This window comes from Oceanispirochaeta crateris (assembly GCF_008329965.1).
In the GTDB taxonomy this organism is placed as follows: domain Bacteria; phylum Spirochaetota; class Spirochaetia; order DSM-2461; family DSM-2461; genus Oceanispirochaeta; species Oceanispirochaeta crateris.
The window spans coordinates 1,092,276-1,110,446 of sequence record NZ_CP036150.1 but is presented as its reverse complement, the minus strand read 5'-3'; the positions used below and the strand labels follow the sequence as shown (position 1 = coordinate 1,110,446).

The window sequence follows — 18,171 nt, the reverse complement described above, 5'->3', positions numbered from 1 at the left end:
GTATATTATCCTTTTTCTACACGGGAAAGAATTTCTTTATACGCTTCCTGAACATCACCAAGATCTCTTCGAAATCTATCTTTATCCAGCTTCTGGTTCGTGTTTTTATCCCAGAATCGGCAAGTATCAGGGCTGATTTCATCGGCCAGTAAAAGAGTTCCATCGGCTGTTTTTCCAAATTCAAGTTTGAAATCGATGAGACGAATGCCCTGTTTGTCAAAGAAATCCATCATGATCTTATTGATATCCCTGGTGATGGCATAAATTTTCTTGAGTTCATCATATGTTGTAAGCCTCATGGCCACCGCATGATCATCATTGATGAGGGGATCACCGTATTCATCATTCTTATAACAAATTTCAAAAATTGTGTTGGGAATTTCAGTCCCCTCTTCAATCCCGAGTCGCTTGGCCATACTTCCGGCAATGACATTGCGGACAATGACTTCCAAGGGAACGATTGTTACGGCTTTGCACAATTGGTCTCTCTCATTCAGTTTTTCGATAAAATGAGTTGGAATCCCTTTTTCTTCAAGAATTTCAAAAAGGACAGTTGTGATAGAATTATTGAAAATCCCCTTATCCGCAATCTGACCTTTTTTTTCTCCGTTAAACGCAGTGGCGTCGTCTTTATAGCTGACAATAACGTAGGCTGGATCATTTGTTGCATAGACCTGTTTCGCCTTGCCTTCATACATCATATTCTCTTTACTGATACCCTTCATAATTCGACTCCTCCGCTGTTATCGGCTATAAATTTTTCTTTCATATTTTTTCTGTACTCAATTAATTTGTTCTTTATATCGGGGTACTTCAAAGCCAGGATCTGAACTCCCAGCATGGCGGCATTATAAGAATTATTGACCCCGACGGTCGCCACTGGGATGGCTTTCGGCATTTGTACTATTGAGAAGAGAGAATCCATCCCCTGAAAAGCCGCATCCAGGGGCACTCCTATGACTGGTAGAATGGTCTTAGATGCCACGACACCAGGAAGATGAGCCGATAATCCTGCCCCGGCAATGATAAATTCACAACCTTCAAGTTCCAGCCTTTGAATGACTTCTGTCAATTTTTCCGGAACCCTGTGGGCAGAAAGAATGTGTGCTTCATATTCAATGCCAAACTCCTGCAGACAAACTGCCGCCCCTTTCATTTTATCCTGATCAGATCTGCTACCGAAAAATATTGCACATTTCATCGTTTCTCCTCATTCCATTATTTAAAATACTGCACACCTGATTCAAATAGACTCTGATGTTTATCGCCAGGAATATTCATAAAATTATCATTTGTGAACCGCTCAGAATGCCCCATTTTTCCAAGAATTTTTCCGCAGGCAGAGCTGATCCCTTCAATGGCAAGGTCGGAGCCATTGGGATTAAACAGTGGGTTCATGGTGGCTGCTCCCTGATCATCACAGTATTGAAAGGCGATTTGTCCATTTTTCTGTAGATCCTCTAAAATATGAGGATTCCCAGTAAAACGCCCCTCACCATGAGAGATGGCAATTGTATGCACATCTCCGGGATTCATATTTGCAAGCCAGGGAGAATTACTGCTGATGACTCGAGTATGCACCATCTTAGAAATATGCCTATTGTTGATATTTCTAATCAGCGTGGGAGAATCTTTGTCGAGTTCCCTCACCGTTCCATAGGGAAGTAGTCCCGATTTAACCAATGCCTGAAATCCGTTGCAGATTCCCAGAATCAAACCATCTCTGTGGAGCAGATCCTCTATGGCCTCAGAAACAGCGGGATTCAAGAGTACATTGGCAATGAATTTCCCTGAGCCTTCCGGTTCATCTCCCGCGGAAAACCCACCGGACAACATAAAGATTTGAGAAGATTTAATCCCCTGAACCATTTTTTCGATACTCTCTAAAACATCCCTGCGGCTTCTATTGCAGAATACTGCACTTTGTACCATGGCTCCAGCGTTCTGAAAGGATCTCTGTGTGTCATATTCACAGTTCGTTCCCGGGAAAATCGGTATAAAGACACGGGGAGCTGCGCTTAAAATAGGTTTCTTTCCTGAGAACATCTTCTTATTCAGTGGAACGGTACAGTCTTCGGCATCTTTGGTATCGGGATCATCGGGGAAAACAGGCTCCAATGTTCCCTTCCAGGAGTTTAAGGCTTCATTCAGGGCAATCGTGTATTCAGAGAATCGAAGTTCCTCCTCTTTAATGGTCTGTCCCAGAACGATTAACTCGGGATGAGAGTCCATCAACGTTTGGTCATCCGATTCAAATAGGATGTCACCATTGCCCTTGCTGTAGAGAGGGATATTCTGATTTGACAATTCAAAACCAATTCCGTTTCCAACAGCCATTCTAAAAAGCTGCGTAGCAATCCCCCCTTCTTTTACGGTGGATGCAGCCTGTATTTTGCCCAAATGGTTTAAAGATTCTACAAGATCGAAACCGGCTTTCAAACTATCCCATTGAGGAAGATGGAATTTGTCTGTCTTTACAGGAAGATAGTATATGGTATGTCCGAAACTCTTAAATTCAGAGGAAACCACAGTTTCTACTTTTGTTGTTGTTACAGCAAAGGATATCAGTGTTGGTGGGACATGAATATCGTGAAAGGTTCCAGACATGCTGTCTTTGCCACCAATGGCAGGTATATCCAACTCTTCCTGAGCCTTGAGAGCCCCTAAAAGAGCCGTAAATGGAAGACCCCAGTTTTGAGGATCATCACCGAGACGCTTAAAGTATTCTTGAAAGCTCAAGCGAGTATTTTTCCATTGACCCCCAGAAACCACAAGCCGAGCCAGGGAAGACACCACTGCATATACGCTGCCGTGATAGGGACTCCAGTTGGAAATCTCAGGATCAAACCCATAGGCCAGCAGACTACAGGTTTTTGTTGTTCCCTTTTGGACGGGTAACTTGTGTATGGACGCCTCGGATTCACTCAATTGGTGTTTACCACCATAGGGCATCTGGAGAGTCGACCCTCCTATGGATGCATCAAACATCTCAACAAGACCCTTCTGGGAACAGACATTCAAACTGGAAAGTATTTTTTTATACCCTTCTTTATCGGGATGAGGATCCTTTAAAAATGGATTCCGAGACCAGTTTACCGATGGTAGAACAACCTCGGTCGTCTGTCTGACGCCGTTTGTATCCAGGAATGTCCGATCCAAATCCACAATATTCTGACCTTTCCATTTGAGGATGAGACGATGAGTGTCTGTGACATCCGCAACAGGGGTCGCATCCAGGTTTTCCGATTCGGCAAATTGAATGATGCGTTCTTTATCTTCTGGGCTGACGACGACGGCCATGCGTTCCTGAGACTCGGAAATAGCCAGCTCTGTCCCGTTGAGCCCCTTGTATTTAGTCGGTATCTTGTCTAAATCTATGATCAGGCCGGGGCTTAGTTCTCCAATGGCTACGGAAACACCGCCGGCACCGAAATCATTACATTTTTTTATAAGCTTTGTGACTTCTGGATTACGAAAAAGCCGTTGTATTTTTCGCTCTTCAGGGGCATTTCCCTTCTGTACTTCCGCACTGCAGCTCTGAAGTGATTCCAGGTTGTGTTCTTTGGATGATCCCGTTGCACCACCACAGCCATCCCGGCCTGTTTTACCACCGATGAGGATGACCACATCTCCGGCCACAGGGGATTCTCTGCGGACCATGTATTCAGGGACGGCTCCTACCACGGCTCCTACTTCCATCCTTTTGGCCTTGTATCCCGGATCATAGATCTCTCTGACAAAGCTGGTGGCAAGGCCAATTTGATTTCCATAAGAACTATACCCGTGGGCGGCGGTTCTACAGATGTATTTCTGGGGCAGTTTACCCGGGAGTGTCTCTTCCATATTTTCGCAGGGATCAGAGGCTCCGGTGATTCTCATGGCCTGATAGACATAAGACCTGCCGGAAAGAGGATCCCTTATCGCACCACCGATACAGGTCGAGGCACCACCAAAGGGTTCTATTTCTGTGGGATGGTTATGTGTCTCATTTTTAAACATCAACAGCCAGGGCTCATCTCTCCCATCTACATCCACATTGATTCTGACACTGCAGGCATTGATTTCCTCAGAAACTTCCAGATCATCCAGAAGTCCTTCCTTTCTCTGTCTTTTTGCAGAGATTGTTGCCAGATCCATAAGGGTCATGGGTTTTGCTTCACGGTCGCATAGGGTTCTAATGCTTTTGTAATGATCCAGAGTATTTTGAAGGACTTCATGAAAACCGTCGGCAGGAAGGGTTATTTGTTTGATTTCCGTCTCAAAAGTGGTATGCCGGCAATGGTCGGACCAATAGGTGTCAAGGACACGGATTTCTGTTTCGCTGGGGAATCGTTTCTCTGTCTCAGAAAAATACTTCTGACAGTGAATGATATCATCGGCCGACATGGCCAGGCCCATGGAAGATCTAATTTCTTCGGCATCCTGTGCATTAAAATTCTCAAGGACAGGAACCTCGGATGGTAATGAACCTAGATCAAAGAGAGAATGATCACTCAAATCCTTTTCCCTGGACTCCACGGGATTAATGCAATATCTCTTGATTCTACTCAGCTCATCTGAACTGATTGGACCCTCGACTATGATGAGGCGGCTACTTCTGACAACACCTGACCATTCTGGAAAAATCAGATGTATGCATTGGGCGGCGGAATCGGCTCTCTGGTCAAACTGACCGGGTAAAAACTCTATTCCAAATTGATGTTCTTCCTGGGGCATTTTTTCAAGGATTATATCCGATGGAATCTCGGAGAATACGGACGATGTAATCCTTGAAAGCTGTTTCTCATCAAGATCTGTCAATTCATAGATATTGATCAGTCTGATTCTGTTGATGCTCTTGATACCGAGAGTCTGGATGATCTCCGACTTCATGGCAGCTGCTTCACTGTCTCGACTCTTTCTTTTTTCTACTAAAACTCGGGAAAAATCATTCATGCCTTAATGCATACCTTTTTTAAAACCTGAAGAGGGACTCTCCGGTCTCAATGAATAGATTTCTGTCATGAATAAAGCTTAAAAAACAGTAGAAAAACCGGTTCTGACAAACATCAGAATTAATAAAAAGAGGATCTCATTGACTTATAGTTGATCCTTTACGGGGATCAGTAGAAACTCTCGAATCCATATTATCCGGAATATATAAGCTTTATCTTTTCAGGTCTCAACACTAGCACTAAAAATGTTTAAGTTCAACATGTCTGACAAGTGGTTTATAAGGTTTATCTCCCTCTTTTTCTTCCGGGTTCATCCCCTTATTTCAGGACTCTATCTTGGGGTAATGCCATAAATATACATACATATGAATACATATCCGTAGGATTCATGAGAAAAAGAGCGGAATAGTAGATTATTTATTCAAAACCGCTACAAATCTACTCCGGTTTCTGCTATAAATAAAAAAATCAATTTATCCGAATGGAGATCACTATGAAAAAATTTTTATTACTCTCATTGACTCTGATCCTGAGTATAACGGCAGTGTTTGCCGGAGGACAAAAAGAGGACAGCAATGTTATTGTTATCGCTTCTGATGCAACCTGGCCCCCTATGGAATTCCTGAACGAAGATAAAGAAATCATCGGTTTTGATGTTGATATGCTGGAAGCAGCTGCTAAAGCTGGTGGATTTGAAATCAAAATAGTCAATACAGCCTGGGACGGAATCTTTGCCGGCCTGGCCAATGGTAATTATGATGCCGTATGTTCTTCTGTAACAATTACAGAAGAAAGAAAAGCCTCTATGGATTTTTCTGTTCCCTATATCAATGCAGGACAGGTTCTCATTGTTTCTCAGGATTTAAGCGGAAAGTCAACTCTTGCTGATATGGCAGGAATGTCTCTTGGTGCTCAAATTGGAACAACCGGTGCCATTGCGATCTCTGATGCTGGAAATATTGAACTGAAAACCTATGATGAACTGGGTCTGGCTATTGAAGACCTGGCCAATGGCAATATTGACGGTGTTGTTGCAGACAGCCCCATTGCAGCAGACTATGTTCTTGGTAATGATACCTACAAATCCAAACTGAAAATTGTTGGTGAGCCCTTCACTGATGAATTTTACGGTGTGGCTGTGAAAAAAGGAAATAGTGAAGTTCTTGACAAATTGAATGCCGGTCTGAAAGCCGTCATCGAATCCGGCGAAAGAGACGAGCTGGTCAATAAATGGCTTCGCTAATTGATAATAATCATACCCGTATCGAAGTAACAGACGGAGCCCTTATCCCTGCAAAAGGCAATAAGGGCCTCTTCTCTTCCTGGCAGATTACTTTTTTTGGAGCGATCCTGATCCTGATCCTGCTTCCTGTATTGAAACCGGATCCATACTGGAGGATATTGAAATTTCTTCCTGATGGAATATTCATTACGTTTCAGGTCACTTTCATGGCCATTGTGTGTGCAACCTTTATTGGTTTGCTCACAGGTCTTGGTCAGATATCCAGGAGTGTTCTCTTTAATCGTATAGCTACCATTTATGTAGAGTTGATCAGAGGTATCCCTCTTCTGGTGCAATTATTCTATATCTACTTTGCCTTGGGTAAGTTTTTGAATATCCAAGGTATGGTAGCTGCGGTCATTGCCATGGCCGTCTGTTACGGTGCCTATATGGGTGAAATTTTCAGAGCAGGAATCCAATCTATTCCCAGAGGACAGATGGAAGCCGCCATAGCCTTGGGGATGTCTAGGGGGCAGGCTATAAGACTGATTATCCTTCCCCAGACGATGAGGGTCATCCTTCCTGCAATAGGAAATGAGTTTATTGCTCTTTTAAAAGATTCATCACTGGTTTCTGTGTTGGCAATATCAGATCTTCTGCGCAGGGGACGGGAATTTGCTTCCACCTCTTTTCTCTACTTCGAGAGCTATACAATGGTTGCTCTGGTCTATCTGGTGTTTACACTATTCCTGTCCAGACTTGTAGCCATGATGGAAGAAAGGATGGAACTACGTGGAAAATAGAATCAGTATTAAGAACGCTGTCAAAGATTTTGGTATCGTTATGGCATTGAATGATGCCAGTCTGGATATAAAACGTGGTGAAGTTGTCCTGATCATCGGTCCTTCCGGGAGTGGAAAAAGTACTTTACTGCGAAGTGTGAACAGACTTGAAGTTTTGACATCGGGTGAAATCTTTATTGATGGAGCCAGTGTTACCAATCCCGATAGCGATATCAGGCTCATAAGGGAAGAGGTTGGAATGGTATTTCAAGACTTCAACCTTTTTCCTCATTTATCTGTTTTGGATAATATTACTATTTCACCTAGAAAGGTGAAAAATGAGCCTAAAGCAGAGGCCGTTGAGAATGCCATGCGCCTATTAAAACAGGTTGGTCTCCAGGAAAAAGCCGGTTCATACCCGGGAGAACTCTCGGGAGGACAAAAGCAGCGTGTCGCCATTGCCAGAGCCCTGGCGATGAACCCCAAGGTGATGCTTTTTGACGAGCCCACATCCGCCCTGGACCCTGAGATGGTCAAGGAAGTACTAGATGTAATGTTGGATCTTGCAAAGAACGGAATGACCATGATGGTTGTATCCCATGAAATGGGTTTTGCAAGAGCCGCCGCTGACAGGGTTATTTTTATGGATGAAGGACAGATTATCGAAGAAGGTAGTCCTTCTGAACTCTTTGATAATCCTAAAGAAGAGCGTACAAAAAAGTTTTTAAAACATATCCTTTAATGATCCACGGGACGCTGTCTTTACGGCGTCCCTTTTTTTAGCTATGAATCCTAATAAACTGGTGGCTCATCGGGAGTAAATCTTTTAGAATGACAATATGCTGAAAGAATATAGAACTCTCCTGCCCTATTACAAAGAATATAAATTCAAATATCTTTTTGGCCTCCTTTGTTTAACTGTGACAAATGCTGGTCAATTGATGATTCCCCAATACATCCGTCGAAGTTTGAACCTCATGACTGAAGATCAGATAGATACCCGCTCTGTGTTGAAGCTTGTGGCGACGATGGTCGTAGTAGCCTTTATTATAGCCCTGGGACGATTCTTTTGGAGATACTTTATTCATGGGGCATCCCGCAGGATAGAGAAAGAGTTGAGGGGCCAAATCTTTTATCATCTGCTGGAAATGAGTTCTTCCTTCTTCGGAAAAAATAAAACCGGCGACATTATGGCAAGGATGACAAATGACATGAAAGCCATAAGGATGGCCAGTGGCATGGCCCTCGTTGCCTTTGTGGACGGATTATTCATGGCCCTAGCCATATTGTGGATACTGTTTTCACGGTATCCCCGTCTGGCGGCAATCACCATACTCCCCCTGCCTCTCATCACCATAGTGGTTCTTTTTATGGGTTCTTTTTTAGGAGAGAGATTCAGACAGGTACAGGCGAAGTTTTCTGATTTGACATCCAGTGTTCAGGAAACGATGAGCGGTATTCGTGTTTTAAAATCCTTTAACAGGGAAGATCATGCCCTCAAAGAATTCAATATTGTCAACGATAGCTATATCAAAGCCAATATATCACTGGTTAAAATATGGGGTCTCATGACTCCGTTAACAGGTTTTTTAACGGGATTAACAGCCTGTCTCCTCTTATTTTTCGGAGGTCGGATGGTCATATGGGGAGAATTGAACCCGGGTGACTTTGTTGCCGTCATGGCTTATTTAGGGATGTTGGCTTGGCCCATGGTAGGAGCCGGATTTACGGTCAACCTCATACAGCGCGGTGCCGCATCACTTCAAAGAATCAATCAGATCCTCGATGAGAAGGCTGAAATACGCAATGTCCCTAATCCATTGGACGTTGACCCATTCAAAGAGCTTGAAATTCAAAATCTGAATTTCCATTATGGAGAGGATCCTATTATCAATGATCTTTCTCTTAAAATCACAGCTGGTGAGACCCTGGGAGTTCTTGGCCGCACAGGGAGTGGTAAATCGACACTCATCAATCTTTTGCCCCGTATTCTCGAGAGCCCAAGAGGAAGCATCCTCTATAATGGGATGGAGATTCACAACCTTGAATTATCATCCTTAAGAAAATCTATTCTACTGATACCCCAGGAAGCGTTTTTGTTTTCGGCCAGCATCCTAGAAAACATCCTCCTTGGCAAAAAAGATGCCACAGAGAAAGAGGTTCAGGAAGTCATTGAAATGACGACCTTAGACAGAGATCTTAAAAACTTTCCCAATGGGGTGGACACCCAGGTTGGGGAAAAGGGCATTTCTCTTTCTGGAGGACAAAAACAGAGGATTGCCCTGGCTAGAGCTCTCATAGCCAATCCACAGGTCCTCATTCTGGATGATGCCCTCTCTGCAGTAGACACGAAAACGGAGGAATTTATATTATCCAGATTTTTTGCAAGAAGAGAGGGACTCACAAGTATCCTTATTTCACACAGGGTCTCTACACTTATGAATGCTGGCAACATCATCGTCCTTGAAAAAGGCCGTATTTCCCAAAAGGGAACTCATCAGGATTTGATACAAGAAAAAGGCCTGTATCAAAGTATTTACAAACTGCAATCATTGGATAAATCATGAAAACACCCGAGATGAACGGAAAAGAAATTGATTCCCGCATTATAAAAAAACTCATGAGATTCACCAAAAAGTACAGACATTGGTTCATCATGGCCATGGCAGCCCTGATCCTTTCCACTGTTGCAGAACTCATGCTTCCCATTATTCTTCAGCAAAGCATTGATAAAAACATCATTGCACGCTGGACCTGGTTAGATTCATCCATAGAAAATTCGGAAGAACTCATTCGAAATCATGATGTTTTCAAGAGTGAAGATGGAAGATACTTTATTTTAGAAAGTGAACTCAAATCACTCAGCAGCAGTCAGAGAACTCAGTTTCAAGAAGAAGGAATGCTGGCCCTGGAAAGTTGGTATGTTTTCCCAAAGGAAAATATACCTAAGCAGCAATTTGAATCAACCATAGCTTTTGTCCCACTGGACAGTGAGATGACCGCAATTCCCCATAGTCAGCTAAAGACACTTGATCAGGGTGACTACAGGTCCATCAGGGCTTTTGATATTCATATTCTCAAAAAGAGAGCCTGGCAGTATTTCTTCCTCTTGAGTATGATTTTACTCTTTACCTTCCTTCAAATTTTCTCCATGTCCTGGACTAGCCAGGGAGTTATGAAGGACATTCGAACGACCATGCTTTCTCATGTCATGAAGCAATCCTTGAGCTACTTGGGAGAGACTCCCATAGGATCACTTGTCTCAAGAATCACCAGTGATGTGGAAACCATCAATGAATTTTTTACCTCTGTGACCATATCCATACTCAAGGACCTGGCCATCATGGCAGGGGTACTTATCACACTCTTTTTTCTGAACCCCATTTTAGCGGTCATAACCCTATGCACCGTGCCGCCTGTACTCGTAGCAACCTTTATTTTCAGAAAAATGGCCCGAGGAGCCTTCAGACGGCAAAGGCATTGGATTTCCAGGGTGAACGGCTTCTTGTCTGAACATGTCTCAGGAATGGAAGTCATTCAAATCTTTGGAAGAGAAAAGGAAACGCGTCATCAGTTTGGAAATGACAATGAGGAACTCTTGAAGGCATCCATGTCGGAAATGTATGTTTTTGCCGTCTTTAGACCTCTTATAGATCTTTTTACTTCCCTCTCATTAGGTATTGTGATTTACACGGGTGCCAATATGCTAAACCATCATATCCTTTCCCTGGGGATACTCATTGCATTCATTGATCTGATTCAAAAATTCTACAGACCCGTTATGGATATGAGTGAAAAATTTTCAATTATGCAGTCCGCTATGGCCGGTGGAGAGCGCATCTTTGCCATGTTGGAAAATAAAAATGTGATACCCGATGATGGTTCCATTATTCCCGAAGGGAGACTCAAGGGAAAAATTGAGTTTAAAGACGTCTGTTTTTCATATAGGAAGGGAGAACCGGTTATTAAAAATCTAAGTTTTACAGCAGAACCGGGAGAAACAATTGCCATAGTGGGATATACGGGCTCTGGGAAAACGACGATAGCCTCCCTGGCTACCCGCCTTTGGGATGTCGATTCAGGCCAGATCCTTATGGACGATATTCCATTGACAGACTACAGCCTTCCCTGGCTCAGACGCTCCATTCAATCGGTACAACAGGATGTATTTCTTTTTTCAGGAACGATCAGAGACAATATACTCCTGGGCAGCCCAATAGAAGATGCACAGCTGCAAAAGGCAGCCGAAATGGTCCAGGCTGATCAGTTTATAAAGAAACTGGAGAATGCCTATGATACAGAACTACAGGAAAGAGGAAAAAACTTATCGGGAGGGCAAAAACAGCTTCTCTCTTTTGCCAGAGCCGTTGCGCATAATCCAGCGGTACTCATCCTAGATGAAGCCACAGCCAACATTGATACAGAAACAGAAAAATTGATCCAAAAGGCAATGGATAATTTGCTCATAGGACGAACGTCCTTAGTCATTGCCCATAGAATCAGCACCATCATGCGGGCCGACAGAATTTTGGTATTAACCGAAGGACAACTGGCCGAATCGGGAACTCACGAGGAGTTGCTGGCCAAAGAAGGCCTTTATTACAAGCTCTACAATTATCAGTATGCATCGTCCGATGCGGAGGATACTCTAGGGTAAAAAGACTGTTCCTTTAGCCGTTCCTTTTAAAAGATTGCTTACAATATGCTCTTTTTTACCATTGGCCAGTATCATGGGAATCCCATATTCATTGACTTTTATAGCGGCTTCAATCTTGGTTGTTATGCCCCCTGTACCAAAGCTTCCTTTATTACCGACTTCAATACGGCTGATAAGTTTTGAAGAATCTTGAATCACCTCGAGAAGCTTTGCATCGGGAGACTTAGACGGATCCTTATCATAAACACCGTCTATATCACTCATAATGAGAAGCAAATCAGCATTCCACAGATTTGCCGTCAAGGCAGCAAGATTATCATTATCACCAATTTTTATTTCATCCACACTCACTGTATCGTTCTCATTGATGATGGGTATGACTCCTTCATCCAGGAGTGTAAAAATTGTATTTCTTATATTCAAGGTCCTGTTTGGATCGGTAAAGTCTTCTTTTGTCAGAAGTATCTGACCGATAACCACAGCATATTCTTTCAACTCTTTTCTATATGAATCCATCAGTTCTACCTGTCCAATGGAACATAGGGCCTGCTTGTAATGAAGGTCTTCTTTTCTATTCCATTTACCCAGTGTAGAAACACCTGCAATACGGGCACCTGAAGAAACAATTATAACTTGACGACCTTCTTCTCTGAGCAGATGAATCTGTCCAGCTAGGTCTTTAAAAAAATCACGGTTTAAAGTTCCATCGGGGCGAGACAGAGTATTACTGCCTATCTTTACTACGACTTTTTTACTATTTTTTAGTACATCCTGGAGCATCAGTTTCTCCTTTGTTTTCTGTAATGAAACTACCATACCAAAATAGACCTGTCTAGCGATTCTAAGCGATTCAGCTTGTCATGACCGCTATCAAAACTTATAATTACCTCACCATGACTAAACATAAAATATCACTATTGCCGGAAGCTCAAGAAATCCTGAAGGATCTAAAAAAGTGGCGCAGACATTTTCATCAGAATCCTGAAATTGGACTGGATGTACCAGATACGGCAGATTATATAAGACAAGTCCTCAATGAGAATCAAATTGAGATTTTAGAAGGGGCTCCTGGACATACGGTGATTGGTTTCTTAAAGGGAGTCGATTCCCTGCATTCACTAGGATTAAGAGCCGATATGGACGCTCTTCCAATTGAGGAGAAAACGGGACTGCCCTATGCTTCCCACAGAGAGAACACCATGCATGCCTGCGGTCATGACGCCCATATGGCCATGCTGCTGGGTGCTGCTGTCCTTCTAAGGCAGAAACAGAAAACTCTACCCCAGGATACCTATTTTATTTTCCAACCCGGTGAGGAAGATCCTGGAGGAGCCCTTCCCATTATGGAATCGGGTATTCTTAAGCCACTAAAAGGCATCTTTGCTCTTCATATGGATCCTCATCAATCTTGTGGAATAGGTGGAGTCAATAGAGAAAAGGCCATGGCTTCCACCGACTGTTTTTATATAAAGCTAATTGGACGAGGTGGTCATGCCGCACTCCCCCATCAATCTGTAGATCCTATTGCCATGGCCGCTCAGGTGATCAATTCCCTTCAATTTATAGTGAGCCGGCTGATTGATCCTGTGGAGCCTGCCGTTTTGACTCTGGGAAGCATTAACGGCGGGGACCGTCCAAATGTCATTCCAGATTTCGTAACCCTATCGGGAACCATACGCACTTTTTCTGAAGATTTACGCCTTCAGATTCAACAGGAGATAAGACGAACACTGGACATGTACTGTACTCGATATGGAGCGACCTATGACCTTGAAATTGTCCCAGGTTATCCTCCCGTCATAAATACTCCTAGAATGTGCGATTTCATCCTTGAAACATCCCGGATAATGGGTGATGCTCTTGTTGTAAATGAAATGAAACAGCCTAGAATGGCCGGTGAAGATTTTAGCTATTATCTTCAAGAAATTCCCGGTGCCTTCTACTGGCTAGGATGCAGGAATGATGAGAAGGAGTGTATCTTTCCGCTTCATCACTCCAAGTTTAACCTGGATGAAGATGTTTTGCCCCTGGGAGCAAGCCTGCATTGCCTCTGTGCCCTGAACTTTCATCAGTCTTGATCTTACGGAGCAGTCCATTGAAAGGATGTGAATCATTTTTTAACGATCTTCAACAGCGAGTTAGCCTTCTGAAAGACAGAATCCTATTTGTGGGAGGGTTCAATATGGATATTCAGACAATTCCTTCCTTCAAAGCGGTTTCGGGCGACTCTGTTCCAGGTACCATAAGCATGAGTCCTGGAGGTGTGGCCCGAAACATTTCTGAAAATTGCAGTCGACTCGGATTAAACTGTTCTCTTTTCAGCCCCTATGGAGACGATAACCCCGGTGCTGTCCTCTTAAAAGAAACAAGCTTATCCGGAGTAAATACGAACAACTGCCTCTGCTTTGAGGGGGAGAAAAGCTGCAGTTATTCAGCCTTTATAGACGAGACGGGAGAAATGCTCTACGGAGTCAATGAAATGAGTCTCATGGATAGAATGACTCCAGAGTTGATGATCTCTCATAAGGAGACATTAGAACAATTTGACCATATGGTGATAGATGCCAATCTTCCCTCACAGACAATAAGGTTCTTACAGAAAACCTATTCTCATAAGATTCTACTTGTTGATCCGGTATCGGCAGTAAAAATTGTGAGGCTCAAGAATTCTATCAACTCAATAAAAACCATAAAACCGAATATTATTGAGGCAAAAGAGTTCTCTGGCCTAAGGATCGACGACGAGAACGATTATTACAAAGTGATGCAATCCTTTATTGATGAGGGAATCCTTTCGGTCTTTCTATCAGCCGGTTCTCAGGGCATCTACTATTCTGATGGAAAAATTCGGGGGAGGATGCCCCCTGTACCTGTGAAAATCAAATCGGTAACAGGGGCTGGAGACGCCGCTTCATCGGCTTTAGTCCTCTCTGTTATTTTAAATCTGAATATGATAGAATCTGCTTTTCTGGCGAATCTTGCTGCGGCATCGTCTCTGCTCTGTTCCCAGTCCATTAATAAAGAATTATCAATACCTTTCTTATCAAACCTCTGTAGGGAGTATCAATATGAATCAGAATTATCTTGATGTAAAAGAAGAAGTCGCTCAGGCCATTCAGGACGGACAAGCTGTATTGGCTCTGGAATCAACAATTATTTCTCATGGAATGCCCTATCCTGAAAATGTTGAAACCGCCTTAAAAGTAGAAGAAATTGCCAGGAAGGCCGGTGTCGTACCCGCAACCATTGCCATCATAGGCGGTCGCTTGAAGGCAGGTCTATCCCATTCTGAAATCGAATATTTTGGCAAAAAGGGGACTGATATTGCTAAAGCAAGCAGACGAGACCTCCCCTATCTTATTTCTAAGGGTTTCGATGGTGCAACCACTGTCGCTTCAACAATGATCATTGCCGAAATGGCCCAAATACCAATTTTTGCAACTGGAGGAATCGGAGGTGTGCATCGAGGTGCCGAAACAAGCTTTGATATTTCTGCAGACCTACAGGAGCTAGCTCAGACTAAAGTGGCTGTCATTTGTGCAGGAGCGAAATCCATTTTGGACATTGGACTCACTTTAGAATATTTGGAAACCCAAGGGGTTCCCGTACTCGGCTATAGAACCGAAGAATTACCCGCATTTTATACTCAAAAGAGCGGATACAAAGTGGATTATGCCATGGATTCCCCAGAGGCAATTGCCTCTTTATTAAAGGCTAAATGGGAAATGGGTTTAAAAGGTGGAGTGGTCATCGCCAATCCGATCCCAGAGGAATATTCAATGGATCCTCAAATGATCAATTCAATCATAGAAAATGCCCTGGATGATATGAAGAGCCTTGGAATTAAGGGCAAAGAATCGACCCCCTATCTTCTTGCGAGAATTGCAGAACTCTCCCAAGGGAACAGCCTCCATAGCAATGTAGAATTGGTGTATAACAATGTACGCCTGGCTTCTGAAATTAGTAAATCCTATTTCAGCAAATGATCTCGCTTCTTTCCTAAACTCTTATAAAACAAAAAGGCTGAATCCATCATTCAAGGGATTCAGCCTTTATTATCTTTATTATTGACGATTAGGAAACGGCTCTTTCAATCATATCAGACATCATAAATTGTAAGAAACTTTCAATAACTTCGGGAGAGTTTTTCTTTTCGGTTTGAAGAATTGTTCTCAAACCATGAAGGATAGCCGAAGCGACCGGAGCCGCCAGATTTCCCTGCTTGTTATTTTCTTCGAGTACTTCTTTTATTGTAGACTGCAGCAATGCGTATACATTGTCTAAGGCTTTTTCATACTTAGATCCAGCAGAACCTGCTGAAAGAATGAGCCATTCAATACGGTACTCTTTCTGTAACTCCTGAAGACTATTCAATAACCAGGAAATTTTATCATCTTCTACCAGAAGGATCTCTTTCTTTAAATTCATAAGAGCTTTAAAGAGCGGATCGATGATAGATCCAAACAAATCTTCTTTGTTTTTATAGTAGCGGTAGAGATTTCCTACGGTCATACCAGCTGATGATGCGATGGCTCTCATTGATGCCTTTTCAAAACTTTTCTTCTGAAATTCTTTTCTGGCAGAAGTAACAATCCTCTGCCTAACTGATTCTTTTAATACTTGCATATAGGACCTCCCCAATATCATCTGTAATCATAAAATAATACTAATATTTTTGTTTCATAATGGCAAATAGTGAACAATTGAGGTTCTTCACATACTATTCACAAAATGATCATAGAACTTACAAATACTGCCAAAATAGTCATATATAAACTCTCAAATATGAAAAATCACCAATCTTAAGACAGTAAACAGTTCATTGTTGTTTTTTTTATAGTAAAGATAATCACATGATACCTATATTTTATGAATAAACATCATTCATCTTTATACAAAAACCACAATTTATTTATTGTATCCTCTGAAATTAACAGATTTTAACATAATATAGATGATTTCTATATTTTATTTCAAGCATAAAAATTTATCTTGTTAAAAAAAAAGGCTACTCACACTGGAATGAAAAATGTTAGTATTTTTTCAAGGTAGTAAACAAATGAAAACAGTACTGGTGTTCGGAACTTTTGATGCACTTCATCCAGGACATGAATATTTTCTTAAAAAAGCAAAAGAATACGGTGAACGTCTCATTGTTGTGGTGGCAAGGGATAGTTTTGTTCAATCCTTCAAACATAAAAGGCCTCTTCATGATGAAATAAGCCGCCTTCATTTTATACAAAATCACCCTCTGGTCAGCGAGGCTTGTCTGGCCGACGAAGAGATTGGCCGATTTTCTATTCTTAACAGGATCAGACCGGATGTCATCTGCCTGGGCCACGATCAGTTAGCCCTTGCAGACAGCATTCACGAGTGGATGAAGCACTCAGATCATCATTATAAAATTAAGCACCTCAAACCATTCAACAGAGACTTATACAGTTCGACTCTGTTGAATAGAATCAAAGGTCAGTTAGCTCCTGAGAAATAAATGACTCAGGATTCAGCAATTTCAAACATTCTATTTATACAGTTCAGGGCTCTATCCTGAACTTCTGCATCAATATGAACATAATCTGCAGGAACAGGTGATTTTAATACTCTCAGAATCCCATCGAGAGTATTGGACTTCATGTATTTACACAGAGAGCAGGAACCCACAAACTTTCTTCCAGGTAATTCAGCTTCAATCCTCGATATAAGACCACACTCTGTCAGCATCAAAAAATGTCCGTCTTTCCGTTGTTTTACAAAATCATATAACTGGGAAGTACTTCCAACAAAGTCGGCTTTTTCAAGGACAGATGGTCCACACTCAGGATGAACCATCACTGTCAGATCATCGTATTGTTCTCTTAAGGCGTCCACTAGGGAAGGATCGTACTCTTCATGAACATAACAGGTCCCATCCCAAACTTTTATATCCTTTTTGACTCCCCTCTTCTGCATTTCATCAATGACATTCTGTCCCATCAAACGGTCTGGAACAAAATAAATTTTATCAGAGGGATATTTTTCGACAATATTATAGACATTGGATGAGGTAACGCAGGCATCACATTCGGCTTTCACATCGGCATTCGTGTTGATATAGCACAGAAATGCGTAATCTGGAAATTTCTGCTTTAACTGACGCACATCTTCACCAGTGATGCTATCGGCCAGAGAACAGGCAGGATCAGTACCGGGAATAAGAACGTCTTTGTCCGGGCTTAGAATCTTTGCTGTTTCACCCATAAACCTTACTGCGGCAAAAACAATTCTTTTTTCCTTGGCGTCACGGGCATTCTTACTCAGTTCGTAGGAATCTCCTACATAATCTGAAACAGAGTATATTATATTGGATTTTACGTAGGAATGAGCAAGAATTATTGTATTTGTCTGTTTTTTTAACTCTTCTATTTCGTTGACCTTAGGAAGATAATGCTCACAAATAGATCTAAGGTTATCTTCGGGCATCTCTCCAAACTGGATCATTTTTAACTTTTCATATAAAGAATCTACAGTCATCATATTTACTCCTGTATATAGTAGAAGATATTATAAGGGAAAGCGTCAGGGTGTTCAATGTCTGAG

15 protein-coding genes and 1 riboswitch are annotated in these 18,171 nt (G+C 42.2%); of the genes, 9 read left to right on the top strand and 6 right to left on the bottom strand.

The window, feature by feature from the left end; all coding sequences use genetic code 11:
• Positions 1-5: 5 nt before the first annotated feature.
• From purC to EXM22_RS05040, 3 genes are read right to left on the bottom strand one after another with little or no spacing between them, the layout of a single operon-like run.
• A complete protein-coding gene (gene purC, locus EXM22_RS05050; protein WP_342780278.1) occupies positions 6-725 on the bottom strand; it encodes a phosphoribosylaminoimidazolesuccinocarboxamide synthase in 720 nt (239 codons plus the stop codon).
• Positions 722-1,201, bottom strand: coding sequence for a 5-(carboxyamino)imidazole ribonucleotide mutase (gene purE / locus EXM22_RS05045; RefSeq protein WP_149485466.1), 480 nt, complete (start codon positions 1,199-1,201; stop codon positions 722-724). The genes purC and purE overlap by 4 nt, the downstream gene beginning before the upstream one ends.
• 17 nt (positions 1,202-1,218) lie before the next feature.
• On the bottom strand, positions 1,219-4,935 hold the full coding sequence (locus EXM22_RS05040) for a phosphoribosylformylglycinamidine synthase (RefSeq protein ID WP_149485465.1): 3,717 nt from the start codon (positions 4,933-4,935) through the stop codon (positions 1,219-1,221).
• Positions 4,936-5,062: 127 nt separating this feature from the next.
• Positions 5,063-5,163, bottom strand: a riboswitch (purine riboswitch).
• Positions 5,164-5,427: 264 nt separating this feature from the next.
• On the opposite strand from EXM22_RS05040, the gene EXM22_RS05035 reads away from it, so the two are divergent.
• The 5 genes from EXM22_RS05035 to EXM22_RS05015 all read left to right on the top strand — a co-directional run bounded on the left by EXM22_RS05035 (position 5,428) and on the right by EXM22_RS05015 (position 11,595).
• The gene (locus EXM22_RS05035) at positions 5,428-6,177 is read left to right on the top strand and encodes a basic amino acid ABC transporter substrate-binding protein (RefSeq protein ID WP_149485464.1); all 750 of its coding nucleotides are present in this window, start codon (positions 5,428-5,430) and stop codon (positions 6,175-6,177) included.
• Entirely contained in the window at positions 6,165-6,959 is a 795-nt protein-coding gene (locus tag EXM22_RS05030) for an amino acid ABC transporter permease (protein WP_149485463.1), read from the top strand. The genes EXM22_RS05035 and EXM22_RS05030 overlap by 13 nt, the downstream gene beginning before the upstream one ends.
• Positions 6,960-6,999: 40 nt before the next feature.
• Positions 7,000-7,680, top strand: a complete 681-nt coding sequence (locus EXM22_RS05025) for an amino acid ABC transporter ATP-binding protein (RefSeq protein ID WP_149487933.1) — start codon at positions 7,000-7,002, stop codon at positions 7,678-7,680.
• Positions 7,681-7,777: 97 nt separating this feature from the next.
• On the top strand, positions 7,778-9,505 hold the full coding sequence (locus tag EXM22_RS05020) for an ABC transporter ATP-binding protein (protein WP_149485462.1): 1,728 nt from the start codon (positions 7,778-7,780) through the stop codon (positions 9,503-9,505).
• The gene (locus EXM22_RS05015) at positions 9,502-11,595 is read left to right on the top strand and encodes an ABC transporter ATP-binding protein (protein ID WP_246157075.1); all 2,094 of its coding nucleotides are present in this window, start codon (positions 9,502-9,504) and stop codon (positions 11,593-11,595) included. Before EXM22_RS05020 ends, EXM22_RS05015 begins: the two co-directional genes overlap by 4 nt.
• Here the strand turns inward: EXM22_RS05015 and proB are convergent.
• Positions 11,587-12,375 carry a glutamate 5-kinase gene (gene proB / locus EXM22_RS05010; protein WP_149485461.1) on the bottom strand — a complete coding sequence of 263 codons (789 nt, stop codon included), beginning with the start codon at positions 12,373-12,375 and terminating at the stop codon, positions 11,587-11,589. The two genes, EXM22_RS05015 and proB, sit on opposite strands and share 9 nt — an antisense overlap.
• A gap of 113 nt (positions 12,376-12,488) precedes the next feature.
• On the opposite strand from proB, the gene EXM22_RS05005 reads away from it, so the two are divergent.
• The 3 genes from EXM22_RS05005 (at position 12,489) to EXM22_RS04995 (ending at position 15,581) form a co-directional block, all read left to right on the top strand.
• A complete protein-coding gene (locus EXM22_RS05005; protein ID WP_168203352.1) occupies positions 12,489-13,673 on the top strand; it encodes a M20 metallopeptidase family protein in 1,185 nt (394 codons plus the stop codon).
• Between the two features lie 89 nt (positions 13,674-13,762).
• Positions 13,763-14,683, top strand: a complete 921-nt coding sequence (locus EXM22_RS05000) for a carbohydrate kinase family protein (RefSeq protein WP_281289981.1) — start codon at positions 13,763-13,765, stop codon at positions 14,681-14,683.
• Positions 14,664-15,581, top strand: a complete 918-nt coding sequence (locus tag EXM22_RS04995) for a pseudouridine-5'-phosphate glycosidase (protein ID WP_149485458.1) — start codon at positions 14,664-14,666, stop codon at positions 15,579-15,581. The genes EXM22_RS05000 and EXM22_RS04995 overlap by 20 nt, the downstream gene beginning before the upstream one ends.
• Positions 15,582-15,669: 88 nt before the next feature.
• Here EXM22_RS04995 and EXM22_RS04990 read toward each other — a convergent pair whose 3' ends face one another.
• Positions 15,670-16,221, bottom strand: a complete 552-nt coding sequence (locus EXM22_RS04990; protein ID WP_168203351.1) for a TetR/AcrR family transcriptional regulator — start codon at positions 16,219-16,221, stop codon at positions 15,670-15,672.
• Between the two features lie 433 nt (positions 16,222-16,654).
• On the opposite strand from EXM22_RS04990, the gene EXM22_RS04985 reads away from it, so the two are divergent.
• Positions 16,655-17,086 carry an FAD synthase family protein gene (locus tag EXM22_RS04985; protein WP_168203350.1) on the top strand — a complete coding sequence of 144 codons (432 nt, stop codon included), beginning with the start codon at positions 16,655-16,657 and terminating at the stop codon, positions 17,084-17,086.
• Positions 17,087-17,091: 5 nt separating this feature from the next.
• Here EXM22_RS04985 and nadA read toward each other — a convergent pair whose 3' ends face one another.
• Positions 17,092-18,108: a quinolinate synthase NadA gene (gene nadA, locus EXM22_RS04980; protein WP_149485455.1), complete on the bottom strand. Its 1,017-nt coding sequence runs from the start codon at positions 18,106-18,108 to the stop codon at positions 17,092-17,094.
• Positions 18,109-18,171 lie beyond the last annotated feature (63 nt).